Source organism: Microbulbifer maximicatervae (SeqCode) (assembly GCF_052467815.1).
Map to the genome: position 1 here is coordinate 1,500,562 of NZ_CP174326.1, position 19,531 is coordinate 1,520,092.

Annotated in this window: 16 protein-coding genes; 13 read left to right on the plus strand and 3 right to left on the minus strand. The window is 53.1% G+C overall.

The window, feature by feature from the left end; all coding sequences use genetic code 11:
• Window positions 1-156: 156 nt before the first annotated feature.
• From glmU to ACJJIW_RS06515, 11 genes are all read left to right on the plus strand, one after another.
• The gene (gene glmU / locus ACJJIW_RS06465; RefSeq protein ID WP_444936946.1) at window positions 157-1,518 is read left to right on the plus strand and encodes a bifunctional UDP-N-acetylglucosamine diphosphorylase/glucosamine-1-phosphate N-acetyltransferase GlmU; all 1,362 of its coding nucleotides are present in this window, start codon (window positions 157-159) and stop codon (window positions 1,516-1,518) included.
• A gap of 125 nt (window positions 1,519-1,643) precedes the next feature.
• Complete coding sequence (pdhA, locus tag ACJJIW_RS06470) at window positions 1,644-2,735, plus strand: pyruvate dehydrogenase (acetyl-transferring) E1 component subunit alpha (RefSeq protein WP_444926303.1); 1,092 nt, start codon at window positions 1,644-1,646, stop codon at window positions 2,733-2,735.
• Window positions 2,735-3,730 (plus strand): alpha-ketoacid dehydrogenase subunit beta, encoded by a 996-nt coding sequence (locus ACJJIW_RS06475; protein ID WP_444936947.1) that lies wholly within the window; start codon window positions 2,735-2,737, stop codon window positions 3,728-3,730. The genes pdhA and ACJJIW_RS06475 overlap by 1 nt, the downstream gene beginning before the upstream one ends.
• Window positions 3,727-4,944 carry a dihydrolipoamide acetyltransferase family protein gene (locus ACJJIW_RS06480; protein WP_444936948.1) on the plus strand — a complete coding sequence of 406 codons (1,218 nt, stop codon included), beginning with the start codon at window positions 3,727-3,729 and terminating at the stop codon, window positions 4,942-4,944. Before ACJJIW_RS06475 ends, ACJJIW_RS06480 begins: the two co-directional genes overlap by 4 nt.
• Window positions 4,945-5,067: 123 nt before the next feature.
• Window positions 5,068-5,892 (plus strand): DeoR/GlpR family DNA-binding transcription regulator, encoded by an 825-nt coding sequence (locus ACJJIW_RS06485; protein ID WP_444936949.1) that lies wholly within the window; start codon window positions 5,068-5,070, stop codon window positions 5,890-5,892.
• Between the two features lie 2 nt (window positions 5,893-5,894).
• Window positions 5,895-7,724: a glutamine--fructose-6-phosphate transaminase (isomerizing) gene (gene glmS / locus ACJJIW_RS06490; protein WP_444936950.1), complete on the plus strand. Its 1,830-nt coding sequence runs from the start codon at window positions 5,895-5,897 to the stop codon at window positions 7,722-7,724.
• Between the two features lie 24 nt (window positions 7,725-7,748).
• Window positions 7,749-8,627, plus strand: coding sequence for an alpha/beta fold hydrolase (locus tag ACJJIW_RS06495; protein WP_444892404.1), 879 nt, complete (start codon window positions 7,749-7,751; stop codon window positions 8,625-8,627).
• Window positions 8,628-8,783: 156 nt separating this feature from the next.
• Window positions 8,784-9,800, plus strand: coding sequence for a zinc-binding alcohol dehydrogenase family protein (locus ACJJIW_RS06500; RefSeq protein WP_444936951.1), 1,017 nt, complete (start codon window positions 8,784-8,786; stop codon window positions 9,798-9,800).
• 310 nt (window positions 9,801-10,110) lie between these two features.
• Entirely contained in the window at window positions 10,111-10,926 is an 816-nt protein-coding gene (locus ACJJIW_RS06505) for a class II aldolase/adducin family protein (protein WP_444936952.1), read from the plus strand.
• A gap of 455 nt (window positions 10,927-11,381) precedes the next feature.
• Window positions 11,382-13,001: a Na+/H+ antiporter gene (locus ACJJIW_RS06510; protein ID WP_444892401.1), complete on the plus strand. Its 1,620-nt coding sequence runs from the start codon at window positions 11,382-11,384 to the stop codon at window positions 12,999-13,001.
• Window positions 13,002-13,045: 44 nt separating this feature from the next.
• Window positions 13,046-13,396 (plus strand): AraC family ligand binding domain-containing protein, encoded by a 351-nt coding sequence (locus ACJJIW_RS06515; protein ID WP_444895636.1) that lies wholly within the window; start codon window positions 13,046-13,048, stop codon window positions 13,394-13,396.
• Window positions 13,397-13,410: 14 nt separating this feature from the next.
• Here ACJJIW_RS06515 and ACJJIW_RS06520 read toward each other — a convergent pair whose 3' ends face one another.
• Together ACJJIW_RS06520 and ACJJIW_RS06525 are read right to left on the minus strand one after the other, a co-directional pair.
• A complete protein-coding gene (locus ACJJIW_RS06520) occupies window positions 13,411-15,228 on the minus strand; it encodes a monovalent cation:proton antiporter-2 (CPA2) family protein (protein WP_444936953.1) in 1,818 nt (605 codons plus the stop codon).
• A gap of 52 nt (window positions 15,229-15,280) precedes the next feature.
• Window positions 15,281-16,582 (minus strand): cation:proton antiporter, encoded by a 1,302-nt coding sequence (locus tag ACJJIW_RS06525; protein ID WP_282930598.1) that lies wholly within the window; start codon window positions 16,580-16,582, stop codon window positions 15,281-15,283.
• Between the two features lie 519 nt (window positions 16,583-17,101).
• On the opposite strand from ACJJIW_RS06525, the gene ACJJIW_RS06530 reads away from it, so the two are divergent.
• Window positions 17,102-17,497 (plus strand): DoxX family protein, encoded by a 396-nt coding sequence (locus ACJJIW_RS06530; RefSeq protein ID WP_413663848.1) that lies wholly within the window; start codon window positions 17,102-17,104, stop codon window positions 17,495-17,497.
• Window positions 17,498-17,611: 114 nt separating this feature from the next.
• A complete protein-coding gene (gene gstA / locus ACJJIW_RS06535; protein ID WP_444936954.1) occupies window positions 17,612-18,217 on the plus strand; it encodes a glutathione transferase GstA in 606 nt (201 codons plus the stop codon).
• Window positions 18,218-18,227: 10 nt separating this feature from the next.
• Here gstA and ACJJIW_RS06540 read toward each other — a convergent pair whose 3' ends face one another.
• Entirely contained in the window at window positions 18,228-19,487 is a 1,260-nt protein-coding gene (locus ACJJIW_RS06540) for a multidrug effflux MFS transporter (protein WP_444936955.1), read from the minus strand.
• Window positions 19,488-19,531: the final 44 nt, after the last annotated feature.

Genomic DNA, 19,531 nt, shown 5'->3' on the forward strand with positions numbered 1-19,531 from the left:
TTTCACAGGAGGTAAATTACCGGGATCAAAGCGGCGCAGCAATCTTAATGCGTTGAATACCAGGGCCCCGGGGCGAACTGTTGTTCGCTTGAGTAAACCGGGTCTAGTGGCCACAATGCACTCAAATTTTGTAGACGATTGGAATATCGACCCGTTATGACTATCGATGTTGTGATTTTGGCCGCCGGAAAAGGCACCCGCATGCACTCTGACCTGCCTAAAGTGCTGCATCCTATTGGCGGTATTCCCATGCTTGAGCGGGTAATTGATACCGCCATGTTGTTGGGAGAGGTGCAGATTACTGTAGTAATCGGGCATGGTGCAGACCTGATACGTGACCGCTTCGCTGATCGTGGTGTCAGGTTTGTGGAGCAGGAACAGCAATTGGGTACCGGACATGCCGTGGCCCAGGCCGTGCCCCATTTCCGCGAGGGAGCTACCGTTTTGGTGCTCTATGGCGATGTGCCTCTGGTCAGGGCCGGCAGTTTGCAATCACTGCTATCGGCAGCGGATCACGGACCTGCCCTGCTGTCAGTTGAAATGGCAAATCCCGCCGGTTACGGGCGCATCGTGAGGGATAACAGCGGCTGTGTGCAGTCGATCGTTGAGGAAAAGGATGCCGATGCGGATACCCTGGCTATCCGTGAGGTTAATACCGGCATTTTGGCGACTCCTGGAGCACTGTTGGCTCGCTGGTTGCCGGAGTTGTCCTGTGACAATGCTCAAGGTGAGTACTACCTGACCGATATTATCGGTCGTTCGGTCAGTGAGGGTATTCCTGTAACGGGCGTAATTGCCAGTGATCCGCTGGAAGTGGCGGGAGTAAATAGCCGTGCGCAGCAGGCACAGATGGAGCGCGCTTTGCAGCATAACCATGCGACCAGTCTTATGAATGCGGGGGTGAGTTTATTGGACCCCATGCGTATAGATGTTCGCGGCAGCCTGGAGTGCGATACCGATGTTTCTATCGATATTAACTGCATTTTCGAAGGGACAGTTTCACTGGGTAAGGGGGTACAAATTGGACCTAATTGCCTGCTAAAAAACTGTCGCCTGGCAGATGGCACCAAGGTAGAGGCCAATTCCATCATCGAAGGCGCTGAGATTGGTGAGGCTTGCACTATCGGCCCCTTTGCACGTTTGCGTCCGGGCACAGAGCTGGCCACCGGTGCCAAGGTGGGTAACTTTGTCGAAACCAAAAAAGCCAAAATTGGTGAGGGCAGTAAGGTTAATCATCTCTCTTATGTCGGTGATGCCCTGGTGGGCGAAGCGGTCAATATCGGTGCTGGTACCATTACCTGTAATTACGACGGTGTTAACAAGTCCCTGACCGAGATCGGCGATAAAGCTTTCATTGGCTCTAACACGGCTCTGGTAGCCCCGGTAACTGTGGGCGCCGGAGCCACAGTGGGTGCTGGCTCCACCATTACCCAGGCTGTGGGGAGCGAAGAGTTGGCGGTAGCGCGCAGCAAGCAGCGCAATATTACCGGCTGGCAGCGTCCGACCAAGAAAAGCTAAATAACCCTTACCGTAATTGGGTTGCCCCTCGGAAACTATAATTCCGGCGGGCCTTCCCTCCCCACGCCTGTTGATAGCCACCCTATCCATTAAACTTGCGCTTCGGGAACAAAAGGAATGGCCCGATGCACAAGCCGAGATTACAGCTGCTTGCCAGTTTTGATATTGCTTCGCTGCAATATTTGGATGAACAGGGACAGACGACCCAAGCCCTACCGGAATTTGCCACCCCGGATACCCTGATTGCTTACTACCGCCAGATGACGTTGGCTCGTATGGTGGATGATCGCGCGGTAAAAATGCAGCGTACCGGTCAACTTGGTACCTATCCCTCCAGCCTCGGCCAGGAAGCTATTGGTGTTGGTCTCGCAGCCGCCATGGCCAAAGAGGATATCTATTGCCCCAATTACCGGGAGACAGGCGCTCTTTTGGAGCGGGGCGTTACTATCGAGGAGATCTATGCAATCTGGGGGGGCGATGAGCGGGGGCAGAACTTTCGCCATAGCCGCGAAGATTTGCCCTTGAGTGTGCCTATAGCCACCCAGATGTTGCACGGTGCCGGTGTAGCCTTTGCCCTGAAATATAAACATGAGCATTTCGGTGAACCCATGCGCGTCGCTGTTTCGACCGGCGGCGATGGATCTACTTCGCGGGGAGACTTTTACGAGGCGATAAACCTGGCTGGGGATTGGCACCTGCCTTTGGTGATCGTTATCAACAACAATCAATGGGCTATTTCCCTACCGCGAGATGAGCAAACTGCCTGTAAGACCTTGGCACAGAAGGCTATTGCCGCCGGAATACCCGGCTTGCAGGTAGACGGCAACGATGTGATTGCCGTTCGTGAGGCGGTGGGTGATGCCGTGGAGCGGGCGCGCAGTGGCGCTGGCCCAGCTCTGATCGAAGCGATCAGCTATCGCCTGTGTGACCATACCACTGCCGATGATGCCAGTCGCTACCAACCCAAAAAAGATGTCAGTGAAGCCTGGTCCCGGGAGCCTTTGCGGCGCCTGCGATCCTACCTGGAGAGCTGCGGTGCCTGGGATGATGCGCAGGAAGAAGAGATGCAACGGGAGCTGACACAGAAGCTGGAGAGAGCGGTCCATATCTACCGGGAAACCCCCAGAGATGTCGCCACAGCAATATTCGACCACCTCTATGCAAAGTTGCCGGAGCCTTTTCTGGAGCAGTATCAACAGTTGCAGGGAGATAGCTAATGGCTGAGATAACTTTGGTCGAGGCTGTCACCCAGGCTCTGGCTTACGAGATGCAAGCAGACCCGATGGTGGTTCTATTTGGTGAAGATGTTGGTCTGAACGGTGGCGTATTTCGCTCTACCGAGGGGTTGCAGGCCAGGTTTGGCCGGGACCGGGTGATGGATACCCCCTTAGCCGAGACCATGATTGCCGGAATGGCTGTCGGTATGGCGGTGCAGGGCCTGCGACCGGTGGCCGAATTCCAGTTTATGGGTTTTATCTATCCCGGTCTCGATCAGATCCTCAGCCACGCCTCGCGCTATCGCAATCGCACTCGCGGCCGCCTCTCCTGTCCGATTGTCTACCGGGCCCCCTATGGAGGTGGAATCCATGCACCGGAGCATCACTCTGAGAGCACCGAGGCCCTATTCGCCCATATTCCAGGTCTGCGCCTTGTGGTGCCCTCCTCTCCTGCACGGGCCTACGGTTTACTATTGGCGGCGATTAGAGACCCGGACCCGGTAATTTTTCTGGAACCCAAACGTATTTACCGAGCCGTTCGCCAGGAAGTGCCCGACACTGGCGAGGCTCTGCCACTGGATCGCGCCTTTGTGTTGCGGGAAGGCCGCGATATTACGCTTATCGCCTGGGGCGCTTCCCTCAAAGAGACCCTGCAAGCCGCAGAGCAGCTCGCAGAGGAAGGGGTAGAGGCTGAGGTTATCGACCCGGCCACCCTAAAACCCCTGGATATTCACACGGTAATAGACTCCCTGGAGAAAACCGGGTGCTGTGTCGTTGTGCACGAGGCGGCCAGGTTTTGTGGCCTGGGTGCCGAGGTGATCGCACAGATAAATGAGTATGCCTTCGATCTTTTAAAGGCACCGGTACAGAGGGTGACCGGTTTCGATACGGTGATGCCCTACTATCAACTGGAGGATGAGTATCTACCCGGAGTGCCGCGTATTTTGTCGGCCGTAGAGGAAGTGCTGGACTACGCCAACGGAGGGCCACAATGAAGACTTTTACCCTTCCGGATCTCGGTGAAGGTCTGCCCGATGCGGTAGTGCGGGAGTGGCATGTCAAAGAGGGAGATACCATAGCCGCCCATGAAACTCTGGTGACAGTGGAAACCGCTAAGGCCTTGGTGGAAGTGCCGGCTCCTTGGGGCGGCACTATTGAGAAGCTATTCGCGGCAGTGGATGAAACTGTGAATGTTGGCGATCCCCTGGTGGGATTTATGGCCGAGGGAGAAGTCGCAGATGAAAGCCCACCCACTAAAGCTGAAGAATCGGAACAAGAGACTAGCCCTCGGGCCGACAGCGGCACGGTGGTGGGAAAAATAGAGCAAGGGCAAGGTGTGTTGGGGGCTGAGCGGGGGCCGGAGGTGGGCTTAAAGCGCCTGGCCACCCCAAGAGTACGGGCCCTGGCCAGGCGTTTGGGGGTAGATTTACAGTCAATATCACCAGCGGGTGCACTGGTAACGGAAGCTCAGGTACTTACTGCGGTGGGGCCGGGAACAAAGGCCAAAACTGTGGCGAAGGGGCAGCATCCATCACCTGCCCGCGCTTCTGCCGTACAAACTACAGCCGTTGCACCCCAATTCGATTCTGAGTCCGAAGTCATGACGCCTGCACGTCGCGCAATGGGTTTGTCCATGAGCCGAGCGCGGGATGAGGTAAAGCAGATAACGCTGTGTGACGATGCGGATATTTCCAACTGGTGGGGTAGTGCTCCGGCGCTGCTGCGATTGATTCGTGCAGTACAGGAAGCTTGTGAGGCGGAACCTACCCTCAATGCCCTGTATCAGGATGAGAAGCTGGCGCCGCAGGGCAGTATCAATATTGGCTTGGCAGTGGACTCTCCGCGAGGGCTCTATGTGCCGGTACTCAGGGATGTTGCCCAGCGTACTGATGAAGACCTGCTCCAGCAGGTGGCGGACTTTAAACACCAGGCCCGCGAGACCGGGATCGCCCAGCGAGACCTCCAGGGGGCAAGCATACTTCTCTCCAACTTCGGCTCCATAGCCGGTCGTTATGCCACTCCGGTAGTCATGCCGCCCACTGTTGCCATTGTCGGTGCCGGGCGGGTGTGCCAGGGAGTTGTGGTGGTAAATCGATGGCCGGCACTTCGCCCCCTACTCCCTCTCTCTATCAGTGCCGATCACCGGGCCGTTACCGGTGGAGAGTTGGCGCGCTTTCTTCAGACAATGTTGGAAACTTTGTCTCTCTAGCAGACAGTCTGAGTGGGTCCTATACCGGTATCTAATCAGTTGAGTAGTGGTTATTGATAAAAGTTGTGGGAACTTTAGTTTCGTTTTGCTATCTTTTAGTTTCGAAACGAAACTTGTATACCTATGTCCAAACGCAACACTCAACAGCGCCGCCACGGCATTCTCCACTTGCTAAATGAAGTAGGAGAGACCAGTGTCGAGCAATTGGCGCGGCAGTTCGGAACTTCGGAAGTTACGATTCGAAAGGATCTGACGGCAATGGAAAATCACGGCTTGTTGCTGCGTCGCCACGGTGGTGCTATCCCAGTGCCGAGGGAGTTGGTCAATGAAGAAGGGCCCTCAGGGAGCAAGCGGGCCATTGGTCGAGCCGCTGCTGAACTGATACCGGATCACCATCGAATTGTGATCGATTACGGTCGCACCACGGCGGCAATGATTCCTGAGCTTGAAAACAAGCGCGGCCTAGTGGTGATGACCAACTCGCTGCATGTGGCCAATGCACTGCGCGAACTTGAAAACGAACCGACGCTGTTGATGACCGGAGGCACCTGGGACCCACACTTTGAGGCCTTCCAGGGGCAGGTTGCAGAACAGGTACTGAGAGGATATGACTTCGATCGCGCTTTTATTGGTGCCGATGGAATCGATTTGCAACGCGGTACCTGTACTTTTAATGAACAAATTGGCCTCTCCCGCGTAATGGCGGAAGTTGCGCGGGAAGTGGTTGTACTGGCGGAGTCCAGTAAAGTGGGGAAGCGGATTCCCAATCTGGAATTGTCCTGGGAGCAGGTCGATATCCTGGTAACTGATGATGGCCTGGCGGATGCCGTGGGCCAAAAACTGGAGCAGCTGGGGATCCAGCTCATTTGTGCCGCTGAAGACAGGAGCAGAGGCGCTCAGCCTGAAATGTTAATGGGCGGCGAGACTCCCAGGTTAATGAGGAAATAATTATGTGCGGAATCGTAGGTGCGCTGGCACAGCGCAATGTGACGGGGATTCTTCTGGAAGGGCTGCGCCGCTTGGAGTATCGCGGTTACGACTCAGCCGGAGTCTGCTTAAGCAGTGGAGATGGCCAGCTGCAATTGCGCAAAAGCCTGGGCAAGGTCGCAGATTTGGAAGCCAAATTAAGTGAGGAGAGCGCCGAGGGCCATATTGGCATTGCCCATACCCGTTGGGCTACCCACGGTGTTCCCTCCGATGAGAATGCCCATCCCCATCTGTCAGGCCATATCGCTCTGGTTCACAACGGCATTATCGAAAACCATCAGGAATTGCGTTCAGAGCTTCAGGGAAAAGGTTATGAGTTTGAGTCTGAAACCGATACTGAAGTTGTGGTTCACCTTATTCACTCATTAAGTTCTGAGGGCCGCAGCCTGGTCGACTCTGTGACTGAAGCCACGCATATTCTGGAAGGTGCTTACGCCCTCGCGGTTGTTAGTCATGAAGAACCAGAAGTTTTGGCCTGTGCCCGCTCTGGTAGTCCCCTGGTCTTGGGGGTGGGTATTGAAGAGAACTTTATTGCCTCTGACCCTATGGCCCTGCGGCAGGTGACTGATCGCTTTATTTTCCTCGAAGAGGGCGATGTGGCGGAAGTGCGTCGCGGTGGCATCGCAGTTCGAGACAAGTTGGGAGAGGAAGTCAGTCGCCCGGTGCACAAACTGACCGGAGGTCATGAAGCCACCGAGAAAGGGCGCTACCGCCACTTTATGCAGAAAGAGATTTTCGAGCAGCCCCAGGTGGTCGCATCTACTCTGGCGGGCCGTATCGGTGAGCGTTCAGTGTTGGCCCAGGCCCTCGGTGCCCGCGCCCAGGAGATTTTGCCCAAGGTGCAGCAGGTACAGATAGTGGCCTGTGGCACCAGTTACCATGCGGGAATGGTAGCCCGCTATTGGCTGGAGGACTGGGCCGGTATTCCCTGCTCGGTGGAAGTGGCCAGTGAACTGCGCTACCGCAAGAAAGTGGTGCGTCCGGGAACCCTGTTTGTAAGTATTTCCCAATCCGGGGAAACGGCCGATACTCTCGCCGCCCTGCGCCAGGGCAAGGACCTGGGCTACCTGGCCTCCATGACCATCTGCAATGTGCCCAACAGTTCATTGGTGCGAGAGTCTGAGCTATCGCTAATGACTGAGGCGGGCCCTGAGATTGGTGTGGCCTCGACCAAAGCCTTTACGACCCAATTGGTAGCCTTACAACTGTTCTGTATCGCCCTCGCCAAGGTCAATGGACTGTCGGCGGAGCGTGAAGCCGAACTGGTCAGCGCCTTGCACCAGTTACCTGAGCTAATGGAGAGTTTTACCGGTCTGGATAAGGTGGTTAAAAACACCAGCAAGGCCTTTGCAGAGAAGAACCACGCGCTTTTCTTGGGGCGTGGTGTCGAATTCCCCATTGCTCTGGAGGGCGCGCTAAAACTGAAGGAAATTTCCTATATCCACGCGGAGGCCTATCCCGCCGGCGAATTGAAGCACGGCCCCCTGGCACTGGTGGACGGCGATATGCCCGTGGTGGTGGTTGCCCCCAATGATGAGCTGCTGGAAAAACTCAAATCCAATTTGCAGGAAGTGCGCGCGCGGGGTGGGCAACTGTTTGTTTTCGCCAGCCCCAAGGCCGGATTTACCAGTGAAGAAGGTGTTACCGTAGTGGAAGTTCCTGATTCCCCAGAGAGTCTGGCGCCGATTCTCTACACTGTGCCGCTGCAGCTACTGAGCTACCATGTAGCCCTATTGAAGGGTACGGATGTGGACCAACCCAGAAACCTGGCTAAATCAGTCACGGTTGAATAACCGTTCACCTGCCGCAAAAGGTTTATGCACAAGCGAGTAAAGCTGTGTGAATTTACTACCTCTGATAGCGTCACCCTGCGCTATCTAGAGGCCGGCAACGGGCCCATATTATTGATGCTACACGGCTGGTCCCAGGGGGCGGTGTTGTATAAACACCAGCTCGCTGGGCTCAGCGATCAGTTTCGTGTGATCGCGCTGGATATGCGTGGTCACGGTCAGTCTGACAAGCCCAATCATGGCTATCGAATTTCCCGCCTCGCCAAGGACTTGCAAGAGCTGATCTCAAGTCTGCAACAGGAACCCCTTTATTTACTCGGCCACTCCGCCGGCTGCTCGGTGATATGGAGCTACCTGGAAATGTTTGGTGGGGATAGGGTCAGTGCACTAGTGCTAATCGATGAACCCCCCTGTCTACTGTCAGATCCCGCCTGGAGTGAAGCGGAGCGATTGTCTGCTGGAGGCATACTGACCCCGGAGAGCCTCTTCCAGTTTGTGGATAACCTGGTTGGAAAAAAAGGTGTTGAGGCCACTCGCCAAATTCTTATGTCTATGGTTACGCCTTTGATGGGGAAAACCCAACGGGATGAACTGGTTGCGGTTAATCTGCAGTGTCCCCGGCGCTGGGCTGCAAAGCTTTTTGTGGATAACGTAACAAAGGATTGGCGGGATTTTATCCCCAGGATTGATAAGCCGACGCTAGTGGCTTTCGGTCGTGCCAGTCCACACCCAATAGAGTGCCAGCAGTGGATTCACCAGCAAATTGTGGGTTCCAGGCTTGAGATCTTTGATGTGGCGGAAGGAGGAAGCCATTTCCCGTTTCTGGAAGCGCCACACAGATTTAATGCCCTGGTGAGTAAATTCCTTCTCAAGTTTTCCACAGATAGCCATTTCCCCTCGCCCTAGTTCAGCTTTGTGGATAACTGTGGATAGAGTTATCCATAGTTACTGGAATTTAAAAAAATAATTGAAACAGCTTCTGCGAGAAGGCAGTTTCTCCTGTGGATATTCCTTTTTAAGATACCTTCACACCCGTTACCCCATTGGAAAAGGATAAAACTGATGATGAAGGCCGTCGGTTATCAACAGTCTCTGCCAAGCAGTGATAAAGAAGCGCTACAGGATATAACCCTCCCCATACCGCAAGTCTCCGGCCGGGATCTGCTGGTAGAAGTACAGGCCGTTTCAGTTAACCCGGTAGATACTAAAGTGAGGCAGCGGGCCAGCCCGGATAGCGGTCAGTGGAAAGTACTTGGCTGGGATGCTGTGGGCATAGTGAAAGCGGTAGGCCCGGAAGCGGGACTCTTTAAGGTTGGCGATCGGGTCTGGTATGCAGGCGACATCTCCCGCTCGGGCAGCAATGCCCAGTACCAGCTGGTGGATGAGAGAATCGTTGGTACTGCCCCCAAGACGGTTGGCTGTGCCGAGGCGGCGGCGCTGCCTCTCACTGCGATTACCGCTTGGGAAATGCTATTTGACCGCCTGCAGGTTGCGGTGGGTAAAGGGGCAAACAACAAGTCATTGCTGATCATTGGTGCCGCTGGTGGCGTGGGTTCGATTATGGTCCAGTTGGCCCGTCGTCTGACCAATTTGACTGTGATAGGCACTGCCTCCCGCCCCGAAACCAAAAGCTGGCTTGAAGAGCTTGGAAGCCACCATGTGATCAATCATCGTGAGTCTCTTAGCGAGCAGTTAAGCCGCGAGGGCATCGATGGCGTCGACTATGTTGTTAGCCTCACTAATACCGAAGAGCACTTGGCGGAAATTATCAAAAGTATCAGACCTCAAGGGAAGTTTGGTTTGATTGACGACCCCGCCTCCTTGGATGTTATGGCACTGAAGCAGAAGAGTGTGTCTCTTCACTGGGAGTTTATGTTTACTCGCGCGCTGTTTACTACCGAGGATATGGCTGCCCAGCATATTCTGTTGAATGAACTTGCGGAATTAATTGACCAGGGATTAATTAAAACCACTATGGGGCAGAATTTTGGGAAAATAAGCGCAAGTAATCTTTTAAAAGCGCATCAGCTTATCGAATCCCAGGCTGCAAAAGGAAAGATAGTCCTGGAAGGTTTTTGATAGAGTAAACTCTCTCCTACTCAGAGTCATATCTATGACATCTGGGTGGGAATTTACTTTGAGTAAGCGGTCCTAATTATTCGATAAAAGAAACTAAGTGCAAGATACTTATTTTTCATTATTTGGCAGTAAATTTTTGCTTATATTTCTACAGGGCGAAAATAAACTGATAGAAAAGACATCAAAGTCACTTTTATATTTTTCCGCATTATGCAGTCACCATTTTATTAAGTTATTAATCCTCGCATAGAAAATAAAAGTCATGCTATAACCATGCCTCGGCATTTTTCAAAGATGAGAGGGCCGCTAGGTGGCTACGACAGAAAAAAATAAAACAAAAACCGGTATTGATGCTGCTGTTATGAATGGCGACATCAATATGTTGCTTGGCGAGCCAACCCAGCCGCCAGAACAAGTTCGTGAAGAGCGCAAGAGGAAGCTGACGGCGGCTTTTCGGCTGTTTGGAAAATTTGGATTTGATGAAGGCGTAGCCGGTCATATCACTGTCCGTGACCCGGAATATGACGATCATTTTTGGGTCAACCCCATGGGGGTTTCCTTTAAACAGATGACGATGTCACAACTGTTGCTGGTCAATCATCAAGGAGAGGTGGTTGAGGGGGATGGTTACCTTAATGGCGCTGCCTTTACTATTCATTCTCACATTCATAAAACCCGCCCGGATGTGGTAGCCGCTGCGCACGCCCATTCCCTTTATGGGAAAAGTTGGTCTACTCTCGGGCGTCTTCTGGATCCCATTACCCAGGATGCTTGTGCCTTTTATCGGGATCACGGTTTGTTGGATACTTTTTCCGGCGTGGTATTGGAAATGGGAGAAGGCGCAGCCCTTGCTAAAGCCTTGGGTAACCACAAAGCACTGATATTGCAGAATCACGGATTACTAACGGTGGGTAAATCCGTCGATGAAGCTGCCTGGTGGTATATCACTATGGAAAAAAGCTGCCAGGCTCAATTACTGGCGGAAGCAGCTGGGCAGCCTATTTTGATCGATCCAGAGGTGGCAATACGAACCCGGGCGGTTGTGGGAACTGAACTGGCGGGATTATTTAGCTTTCAGCCTCTTTACAATGTAATTGCAAAAGAACAGCCGGATATGTTTGAGTAAAGAAACCCCAAAAACACTGCCAAATTTGCAGAGTAATTTTTTGGAGCGCTGCAAAGCACTGGCACTTTTTCTCAGAATTTATTCCCTGTTTTCTATTCTCGCATAAACTTCCTGATATTGAGTGAACAGCACTAGGGAGCCTCTGAATAACTCCATGATACCTCTGGCATGCAGAGCGGTTCACAATCAAGGCGCGGCTTCGCAGGAATGTCTAGACCTTTCAAGAAGTCGCAACGCGGAGTGTGAATCGCTCAGCAAGCCCCGAAGGGCGGGCCTTGAAGGCCACATCTGCTGCGTTGCAGCTCTTGCAAAGGGCTACGGCCATTCGCGGCGAACTGCGCCTAACATCTGCAGCCTTCAAGACCCGCAGAGGCATTACGGAGTTATTCAGAGGCTCCCTAGTTACTCGATAGAGATCTATTTCAATAAGGCGTCACAGGGAACTTTAGCGAGTAATGCACTATCTGGTTATTGCGCTGGTGCTGTTGTTAGTTGTGGCCATTACCCTGGTTATTGCGCGCCTGTTGCCTTTACCTATTCCACTGCCTTTATTGCAAATTGCTGCGGGAGCAATACTGGGTAGCTTTTTGGGAATAGAAATACCCCTCGAGCCAGAAATTTTTTTCCTGCTGTTTGTTCCGCCCTTATTGTTTATTGCCGGTTGGCGAATACCGAAAGGCGCTCTGTTTCGAGATATCGGTGCCATTGTTACCTTGGCTATTGGATTGGTGCTTTTTACCGTTGTGGGTATGGGATATTTTATTTCCTGGCTGGTGCCGGTCATGCCAATGGCGGTGGCTTTTGCAGTAGCGGCAATTTTGGCACCGACCGACCCCGTGGCGGTATCGGTGGTACACGGTGGAACTTCTATGCCACCACGGCTGGAGCATATCCTCGCCGGAGAGTCCCTGTTTAATGATGCCTCGGGATTGGATATTTTCCGTTTTGCAGTGATTGCCGCCCTCACCGGGACCTTTTCATTTCCCCATGCACTGGCTGGTTTTTTCTGGGTCGCTATCGGCGGTGTGGTTATAGGCGCTGGAGCAGCATTTGCCTGTGGATATATTTTGCGCCTGCTGGTCAGAGTTGGCGGTGAGGACACTACTGTACAAGTTCTAGTGAGCTTATTAGTGCCCTTTGCGGCTTATATCGCCGCCCATACTTTACAGGTATCGGGTATTTTGGCAGCTGCCAGTGCTGGAATTGCGACTCACTATACCACCTTACACGGCGCGGAAATGTCGACTACACGGATGGACCGCCGTGCAGTATGGAAAACAGTACAAGCAGTTCTTGACGGTATTATTTTTGTTTTGTTGGGAGAGCAATTGGTTCGAATTACTGGAGCGGATTTCTCCGGCGCGCGCCACACTGGTGACTTAACAATTATTTTTTATGTCCTGGCAATATTTGTTGTACTACTTCTCCTGAGATTTGTGTGGGTATGGGTCTCCCTATATCTCTCACGTTTTGGGCAGAAAGTAGAATCTTTTGGTACCCATTTTTTATTGGTTAGCGTGTTGACCATCGCCGGGGTAAGAGGGGCGATTACATTGGCGGGAGCCTTTTCCCTTCCCCTCGCTATGACAGATGGAAAGCCGTTGCCCGGCCGTGATTTAGCCCTGATTATTGCAATGGGCGTTATCTTGCTTTCCTTATTGCTGGCAAGTTTTTTATTGCCTGTTCTACTGCGCCGTTTACCCGAAGCCCCCAATTTTGCCGCTATCGGTGATGAAAAAGGTGCGCGAATATCTGCTGCCACAGCGGCAGTGAATCAGCTGATGAATATGCGTCATGATATTGATCGAGGTGAAAAAGATCGCGATCTCGCTTTTGAGGCGGTGGATCACCTTTTGGCTATTTATCGGCGGCGCATAAGCCTAGGAGAAGATGAAAGCGAGGATATTATCTGGATGCGTTCCAGGGTTGAGCGTCATTACCACCTTGCTGCACTTTCCGCTGAGCGCGAACAACTGCTGGAATTGCGTGTCTCCAGGAAGATTGATGATGAACTCCACCGCAAATTGGTTTTGGAGGTCGATCTGGTAGAGGCGAGCTTAATTAACAAAGAATAAATTTTCTCTTTTAATAGACACGCTTAAATTGGTGAAAACTTGATATGGAGTTTGTAGAGCTGTGTTCAGTTAATGGGGTTTCCCTTTTTCAGAAAAGAAAAATAGACAGTCCCCAGCGCGAGCCCCTGGGTAATTACTCAATCCCCTATCCCGCCAAGCAGGTGCAGTTCCGGGAGTTTAGTGAGGGACAGCGTTTTGATTGGCACTGTGCCCCGCAGGCGCAGTTTATTCTTTATCTTGAAGGCAGGGTGAAGCTCACAACCAGCTCCGGTGAACAATATATCTTTGCTCCCGGAGATATCTTATTAGCCAATGATTTACACGGAAAGGGGCATATCAGCGAGAGTCTGAGCCCGGGCAGGGCTGCCATTGTCGTGCTTAATGACAACCCTTAGGGCCAATAACCGGCTTACTGTTTTTCCATCTCGGGCTTGGCTTCTTCCCAGTAGTGATCCAGGTGCAGGTCCTTGTCGCGGCGGTCTTGTTGTAACGCCTGTAAAAGCTGCTCGCGATAGATTCGGCTTTGTGCAATATGCTGGGACTCATCGCGCCAGTAGGGGAAAAGTGCCTCAAGCATACGCTGGTCGTGCTGCTTGAATTTTAAGGCGGCGCGGCGCGCCTGTATGGGACTGAGTCCCAATAGTTCCAGCGCCTTTTCGCCGATGGTCAGGGCCGAGTCCACGGTCTCGCGGAAGATATAGCGGACCCCGGCTTCCATCAAAGCATATTGGTGCATACGGTTGCGGGCCCGGGCGAGGATGGTCACATTGGGGAAGTGTTTTTGCAGCTGGGCCACAATTTCCAAACAGGCGGCCTGGTCGCTCAGGGTCAGGATAACCAGCTTTGCATTTTGGGCTCCGGCGGCGCGCAGCAGATCCTCTCGCGAGGCATCCCCGTAGTAAGCCTTGATACCATAGCGGCGCACCAGATCCAGCTGTTCTGCATTGCGTTCGAGCAAAGTGGTATTGAAACCGCAGGCATTTAGAAGTCGCCCGGCGATCTGCCCAAAGCGCCCGTAGCCAATAATGATTACCGGTGAGCCGGAATCCACAGGCGGTGATGTATCTATGTTGGCGGGAACCTCTGGGCCGGTGACAAACCGCGGCTGGATAAACTGTTCGTAGATCAGCAGCAGCACTGGTGTCAGGGCCATGGTCAGAGCAATTTGGGCTACTAACAGATTGCCGATGTCTGCATTCAGGACCTGAAGCTGGGTAGAGAACGCTACCAGTACAAAACCGAATTCACCGGCTTGCGCCAATGACAGAGCGAACAACCAATCCTCGCCCTTTGACATTCGCAAGGTGCGCGCCAGGGCAAACAGCACGGTAAATTTTACCAGTACCAACGCCAATGCTAATCCGATTAGCACCAACGGGTTGTCCGCGATCAGGGAGAAATTCAGGCTGGCACCCACGGCGATAAAGAAGAGACCCAACAGCAGGCCCTTAAAAGGCTGTATATCTGCTTCCAGCTCGTGGCGGAACTCGCTCTCGGCCAGCAGTACCCCGGCGAGGAAAGTACCCAGTGCCGGCGACAGGTCCAGCCAGGTCATTACCGCAGCTGCGGCAAATACGATAAGTAGCGCGCTCACGGTAAACAGTTCGCGAACTTGGCTGCCCGCCATTAGACGCAGCAAGGGACCGAGCAGGTAACGTCCGGCGAAAATAAAAGCCAGCATGGTGCCGATAACTGCCGATGCGTAATACCAGCCACTCAAGCCACTTTCATGGGGGCTGGCAGCGGTGCCTGCCAGTAGCGGCAATAGTGCGAGGATGGGAATAACCGCGATATCCTGGAACAGAAGTACCGCAAATGCAGCGCGCCCGCCCTGGCTTTTCAGGAGGCCCTTTTCACTGAGGGATTGCAATACGATCGCAGTTGAGGACAGTGCCAGGATCAGCCCGATAGCCACCGAAGAGCGCCAATCCATCTCGGAAAAGGCGAGAACCAATCCAGCGATGGCCGCAGCGGAAAACAGTAGTTGGGCACTACCGGTGCCGAGGATAGCACCGCGCATTTTCCACAACTTCTTCGGCTGCAGTTCCAAGCCGATCAGGAACAGCATGAGTGCAACACCAAACTCGGCAACGTGCATCTCATCGCTGGCATCGCCGACCAGGCCTAGGGCACTTGGGCCTATGGCCACACCGGCGAGTAAGTAACCGAGGACTGAGCCCAGGCCCAGGCGGGTGGCAATGGGTACCGCAATCACTGCGGCAGCCATGAAAATTACTGCCTCAATAAGGAAGCCGGAGTGTTCCATTTAATCGTTATCGCTATTTGGCTGTCGGTTGCTGGGGCTCGTCGCGTTCGGGCTCAGAAAACTCCCGGCTGCGACGAATCAATGGCGCTATGGTAGAGCCCTGTACGACGATAGAAAAGAGCACCACGCCATAGGTCATGACCACCCACAGGTAGCGAAGGTCCTGCCCCTGGACGAAGGCACTGCCGGCGGGAATAGACATCGCCAGCGCTAATGCCAGACCACCTTTCAGCCCTCCCCATATCAAAATCCGGTTGGTATAGGGGTGGTACTTGCGGCGACTTTTTAAATACAGGAAGGGTATGCCGACAGCGAAAACCCGGGCGGTAAGAACAATGACAATGCCCACTGCCATCAGCAGGTAGTCGGAGGGGCGCAGGTCGATAGTAATCAGGAACAGGCCCACCAACAGGAAGAGCAAACCGTTGAGGAAGTCCTCGGTGATACTCCAGAAATTATCCAACTCGTGTTGGCTCACCCGGGAAAAGCCGCGCTCGCGGGTAAAGTTGCCAATAATAATGCCACTCACCACCATTGCCAGGGCGCCGGAGACTCCGAGTACATTGGCCAGGGAAAAACCGGCGGTGGGAATAACCATGGTCAGCATCAATTCCAGGCTGTGATCATTGGTACAACAAATGGCCCAGTGGAAAACTCCACCAATAATCAGTCCCAGTAATATGCCCCCCAGTGCCTCGATGGCGAATAGCTCTGCCACTGCCGGTACCGTAGGTTGGCCGCCTTCAAAAGCGAGTGCGTAAATCACCGCGAAGATCACGATACCGAAGCCATCGTTGAACAGGGACTCACCTTCCACCTGAATGGAAACCTGCTCCGGGGCCTTCAGGTTTTTCATAATTGCCAGTACGGCGATAGGGTCGGTGGGAGAGATCAATGCACCAAATAACAGGCAGTAAACAAAAGCCACCGGCATATTGATCAGCATCAGGAACCAGTAAAGAAGGGCCCCGACCACAAAGGTGGAAATGAGGGTACCGACAATGGCGAGAAGACCGATCTCCAGTTTTTGGTTGCGCAGTTCCAACAGATCGATATGCAAACTGCCGGCAAAAAGCAGAAACCCGAGCATTCCCTTGAGCAGAATATCCTCAAGGTTGAGCAGCGGCAGAAGCTGATCTGCCCAGGTGCGCAGCTCCACCACCCCCAACTTGCCCAGGGCGGTGACCAATAGTGATAGGGCCAGGGCACCGGCGGTAATAGCGATTGTGGTTTGGGCGCGCAATACGTATTGGTTCAAGAAGCCCAGAAAAACTGATACGGCGGCAAGAAAACAAAAGGTGTAATAAACTTCCATGCCGTGTGTGGACTCCAGCGCTGAAATATTCTCGGATGGTTTAATGCCATTTTGGGGAGCGCCCCGGCGGCAATTTATATGATGGTGAGTGTGCCGTTATTGTAGTCGTGCAGAGGCTGCTCGATTTCCCTTGGAGTGGATCTAGGGCAACAGGATTACACCGGGGCGGGCCGCGCAGGCACAAGCGGCCAACTCCCTTTTATATGGGCGCGCAATTGTAGCGGCTCTAGGGCGCCACACAACTGCATTTTTCAGTTTTGCGCTCAAACGGATCGACTTCCCCTACCCACTAAAATTCATTAATGCCTTAGCTTTTTAAACATTACTTCATTACTTTCTAACTGCCAATTAGCAAATTCCTACTGACTATTGAAAATAAAAAGGATGATTATCACGCCAATCTAGTGGTTTTCATCCCTCCTGAGTAAAGGCTGCTACCGAGTATCTCATGAATTTTCACGACAGTGTCTACACTGGTTGATAGTCCATACCCATAAATGCGCAATTGAGGAAGTAGTAGTGAAGCATTCGATGTTGTGCGACACCTCAAAGCTGATCGGTCGGGTACTGATGTCGCTGATCTTTATATTTGCCGGCTGGAATAAAATTGGCGGCTACGAAATGACAGAGGCCTTTATGGTTTCCATGGGGATACCCGGCTTCATTTTGCCCCTGGTCATCGTTATAGAGTTGGTGGGAGGACTCGCGGTGTTACTGGGGATATTCACCCGGATTTCTGCTTTTGTCCTTTTCCTGTTCTGTCTCGCTTCGGCCTTCCTGGTACACCTGTCCCCTGGTGATGCAACAGAAATGACCAGCTTTATGAAAAATATCACGATTGCCGGTGGTTTCCTGATTCTGACCTGTGCCGGTGCCGGCCGCTTTAGCCTGGACCATTGGATACGCGGTAAGTAGATTTCAGCAACAGTTGTATAGAGGAATTCAAGCCAGTTGCAATCGTGCTTCATTGGGGAGAAATAAGCCGGGCCTATACTGCTGGGATATAGGTAATGACTCTACAGGATTACCATGAAGCTTTTTTATGCACCGGGTGTTTGCTCTCTATCGCCTCATATTGTCGCTTGTGAAGCAGGGATCAATCTGGGCCTGCAAAAGGTCAATCTAAAAACCCACGAGCTGGAAAACGGCGATGATTTTACAAGGATTAACCCAAAGGGGTATGTGCCGGCGCTGCAACTTGAAGGTGGGGAAGTGCTGACAGAAGGCCCGGCAATCGTCCAGTTTTTGGCGGAGCAAAAGCCCGACGCGCAACTGGCGCCACCAGTGGGCACCCTGGCCCATTACCGGCTTCTCGAATGGCTCAACTTCCTCAGTGCTGAAGTCCACAAGCTATTCAAACCACTGTTTTGGCATGGTACAGAAGAAGAACAGGAGGATTCCCGCGTTAGGCTTATCCGCTGGTTTGACTATATCGAAGGACAGCTTGATAAAGACTACTTAATGGGAGACGGTTTCACGGTTGCCGATGCCTACCTGTATGTTCTCTCTCGCTGGCTGAAACATCAGCAGTTTGATATGCCCCGGTGGCCCCGGCTTCAAGCATTCCAAAAGAGAATGGAAGAAAGGCCCGCAGTGCAGCGGGCGCTTCAGGAGGAAAGTTTAGAGCCGGTGTAAAGAGCTGTCGTTAACGCGGGGTAAAGCGCCGGGTCGCAGGGATATCGGACTCGATCGGTTGGCGAACCTTCGCGACAAATAGTGCAGAGAGTAGTGCCACAAAAGCACAGCCCGCCATAGATCCTGCAATAGGTGTCAGGGTTCCGGTGTGCAGGCTGCTCGCCAGTCCACCCAGTATCCCCCCGGTAATAAACAGAGCGGCGCCGTATAGCGCGTTGGCACTACCGCTGATTTTGGGGAAGAACTCCAAATAACAGGCGGCGGCATTGGGGCCGGTAATACCGATACAGCTCATCACCAGTACCAGGGGAATCATCCACAGGGTCAGTTCTTTGACACCTGTCATAGTTCCCAGCAGCAGCAGGCCGCAACCCAATAGCTGCAACACAATACCCGCCAGCAGGATATTGCGCGGCTCAAAAAAGTTCAGCAGGCGGATATTCACCTGAACCATGCAAATTAGCCCGAGTACGCAGATACCAAAAAACAGTGGGAACTGATTCGCACTAACACCGAAGTAATCCATAAACACAAAGGGCGCGGTGGTGATGTAGATAAACATCGAACCGCTGACACAGGCCTGTGCAATCAGGAACCCAATAGCGCGGGGATTGCGCAAAACCTGGCCGTAGCTGCCCACAAGAGACTTTAGCGGCATCATCTGGCGGCGTGCGCGGGTAAAGCGGGAGACGGTCTCTGGTAGCAGCAACTGTACTAGTACGAGCATTGCAAGAGCGTACAGTAACAAAAAGACGAAAATACTTTGCCAGCCGCCAATGGCTAGTAGTGCAGAGCCGATCACCGGGGCGATCAGCGGTGCAATCAGCATGATGGTGCTAATCAGGGAAATAATTTTTGCCGCCTCACGGCCACTGTGTAGGTCGCGCACAATTGCAGCACAGATTACTGTGGCAAAGCCGCCGCCAACTGCCTGGCAGAAGCGCAGGATAATCAGTTGGTCTACATGATCGGTAAACAGGACTAACAGGGAGCTGGCTATATAGATACTGAGGCCGATAGTTCCTACAAGGCGCCGTCCCCAGCGATCTGATAATGGTCCGCCAAACAGTTGTCCGAGGGCAAAGCCCAGCAGAAAACTGGACACTGAGTACTGCATCCGCTCGACTTCTGTATCCAGGGCCGCCGCCATCGCCGGAATGGCCGGCAGGTAGCTGTCGATGGAAAAAGGTGTCAGAGAAACGAGTGCGGCCAGCCACACCACTAGCCAGCGCGGGGCTTTCTCGTCCGGGTTAGAAGCGATGGATGTCATTATGTTGCTCAGGTACAGCCTGGAAGGATCTTCCCGGCAAAGCC

What these genes read in the sequence shown, in the direction of transcription:
- glmU (WP_444936946.1), top strand. Translation starts at nt 157, where the DNA reads ATGACTATCGATGTTGTGATTTTGGCCGCCGGAAAAGGCACCCGCATG.
- pdhA (WP_444926303.1), top strand. Translation starts at nt 1,644, where the DNA reads ATGCACAAGCCGAGATTACAGCTGCTTGCCAGTTTTGATATTGCTTCG.
- ACJJIW_RS06475 (WP_444936947.1), top strand. Translation starts at nt 2,735, where the DNA reads ATGGCTGAGATAACTTTGGTCGAGGCTGTCACCCAGGCTCTGGCTTAC.
- ACJJIW_RS06480 (WP_444936948.1), top strand. Translation starts at nt 3,727, where the DNA reads ATGAAGACTTTTACCCTTCCGGATCTCGGTGAAGGTCTGCCCGATGCG.
- ACJJIW_RS06485 (WP_444936949.1), top strand. Translation starts at nt 5,068, where the DNA reads ATGTCCAAACGCAACACTCAACAGCGCCGCCACGGCATTCTCCACTTG.
- glmS (WP_444936950.1), top strand. Translation starts at nt 5,895, where the DNA reads ATGTGCGGAATCGTAGGTGCGCTGGCACAGCGCAATGTGACGGGGATT.
- ACJJIW_RS06495 (WP_444892404.1), top strand. Translation starts at nt 7,749, where the DNA reads ATGCACAAGCGAGTAAAGCTGTGTGAATTTACTACCTCTGATAGCGTC.
- ACJJIW_RS06500 (WP_444936951.1), top strand. Translation starts at nt 8,784, where the DNA reads ATGATGAAGGCCGTCGGTTATCAACAGTCTCTGCCAAGCAGTGATAAA.
- ACJJIW_RS06510 (WP_444892401.1), top strand. Translation starts at nt 11,382, where the DNA reads ATGCACTATCTGGTTATTGCGCTGGTGCTGTTGTTAGTTGTGGCCATT.
- ACJJIW_RS06515 (WP_444895636.1), top strand. Translation starts at nt 13,046, where the DNA reads ATGGAGTTTGTAGAGCTGTGTTCAGTTAATGGGGTTTCCCTTTTTCAG.
- ACJJIW_RS06520 (WP_444936953.1), bottom strand. Translation starts at nt 15,228, where the DNA reads ATGGCTGCCGCAGTGATTGCGGTACCCATTGCCACCCGCCTGGGCCTG.
- ACJJIW_RS06525 (WP_282930598.1), bottom strand. Translation starts at nt 16,582, where the DNA reads ATGGAAGTTTATTACACCTTTTGTTTTCTTGCCGCCGTATCAGTTTTT.
- gstA (WP_444936954.1), top strand. Translation starts at nt 17,612, where the DNA reads ATGAAGCTTTTTTATGCACCGGGTGTTTGCTCTCTATCGCCTCATATT.
- ACJJIW_RS06540 (WP_444936955.1), bottom strand. Translation starts at nt 19,487, where the DNA reads ATGACATCCATCGCTTCTAACCCGGACGAGAAAGCCCCGCGCTGGCTA.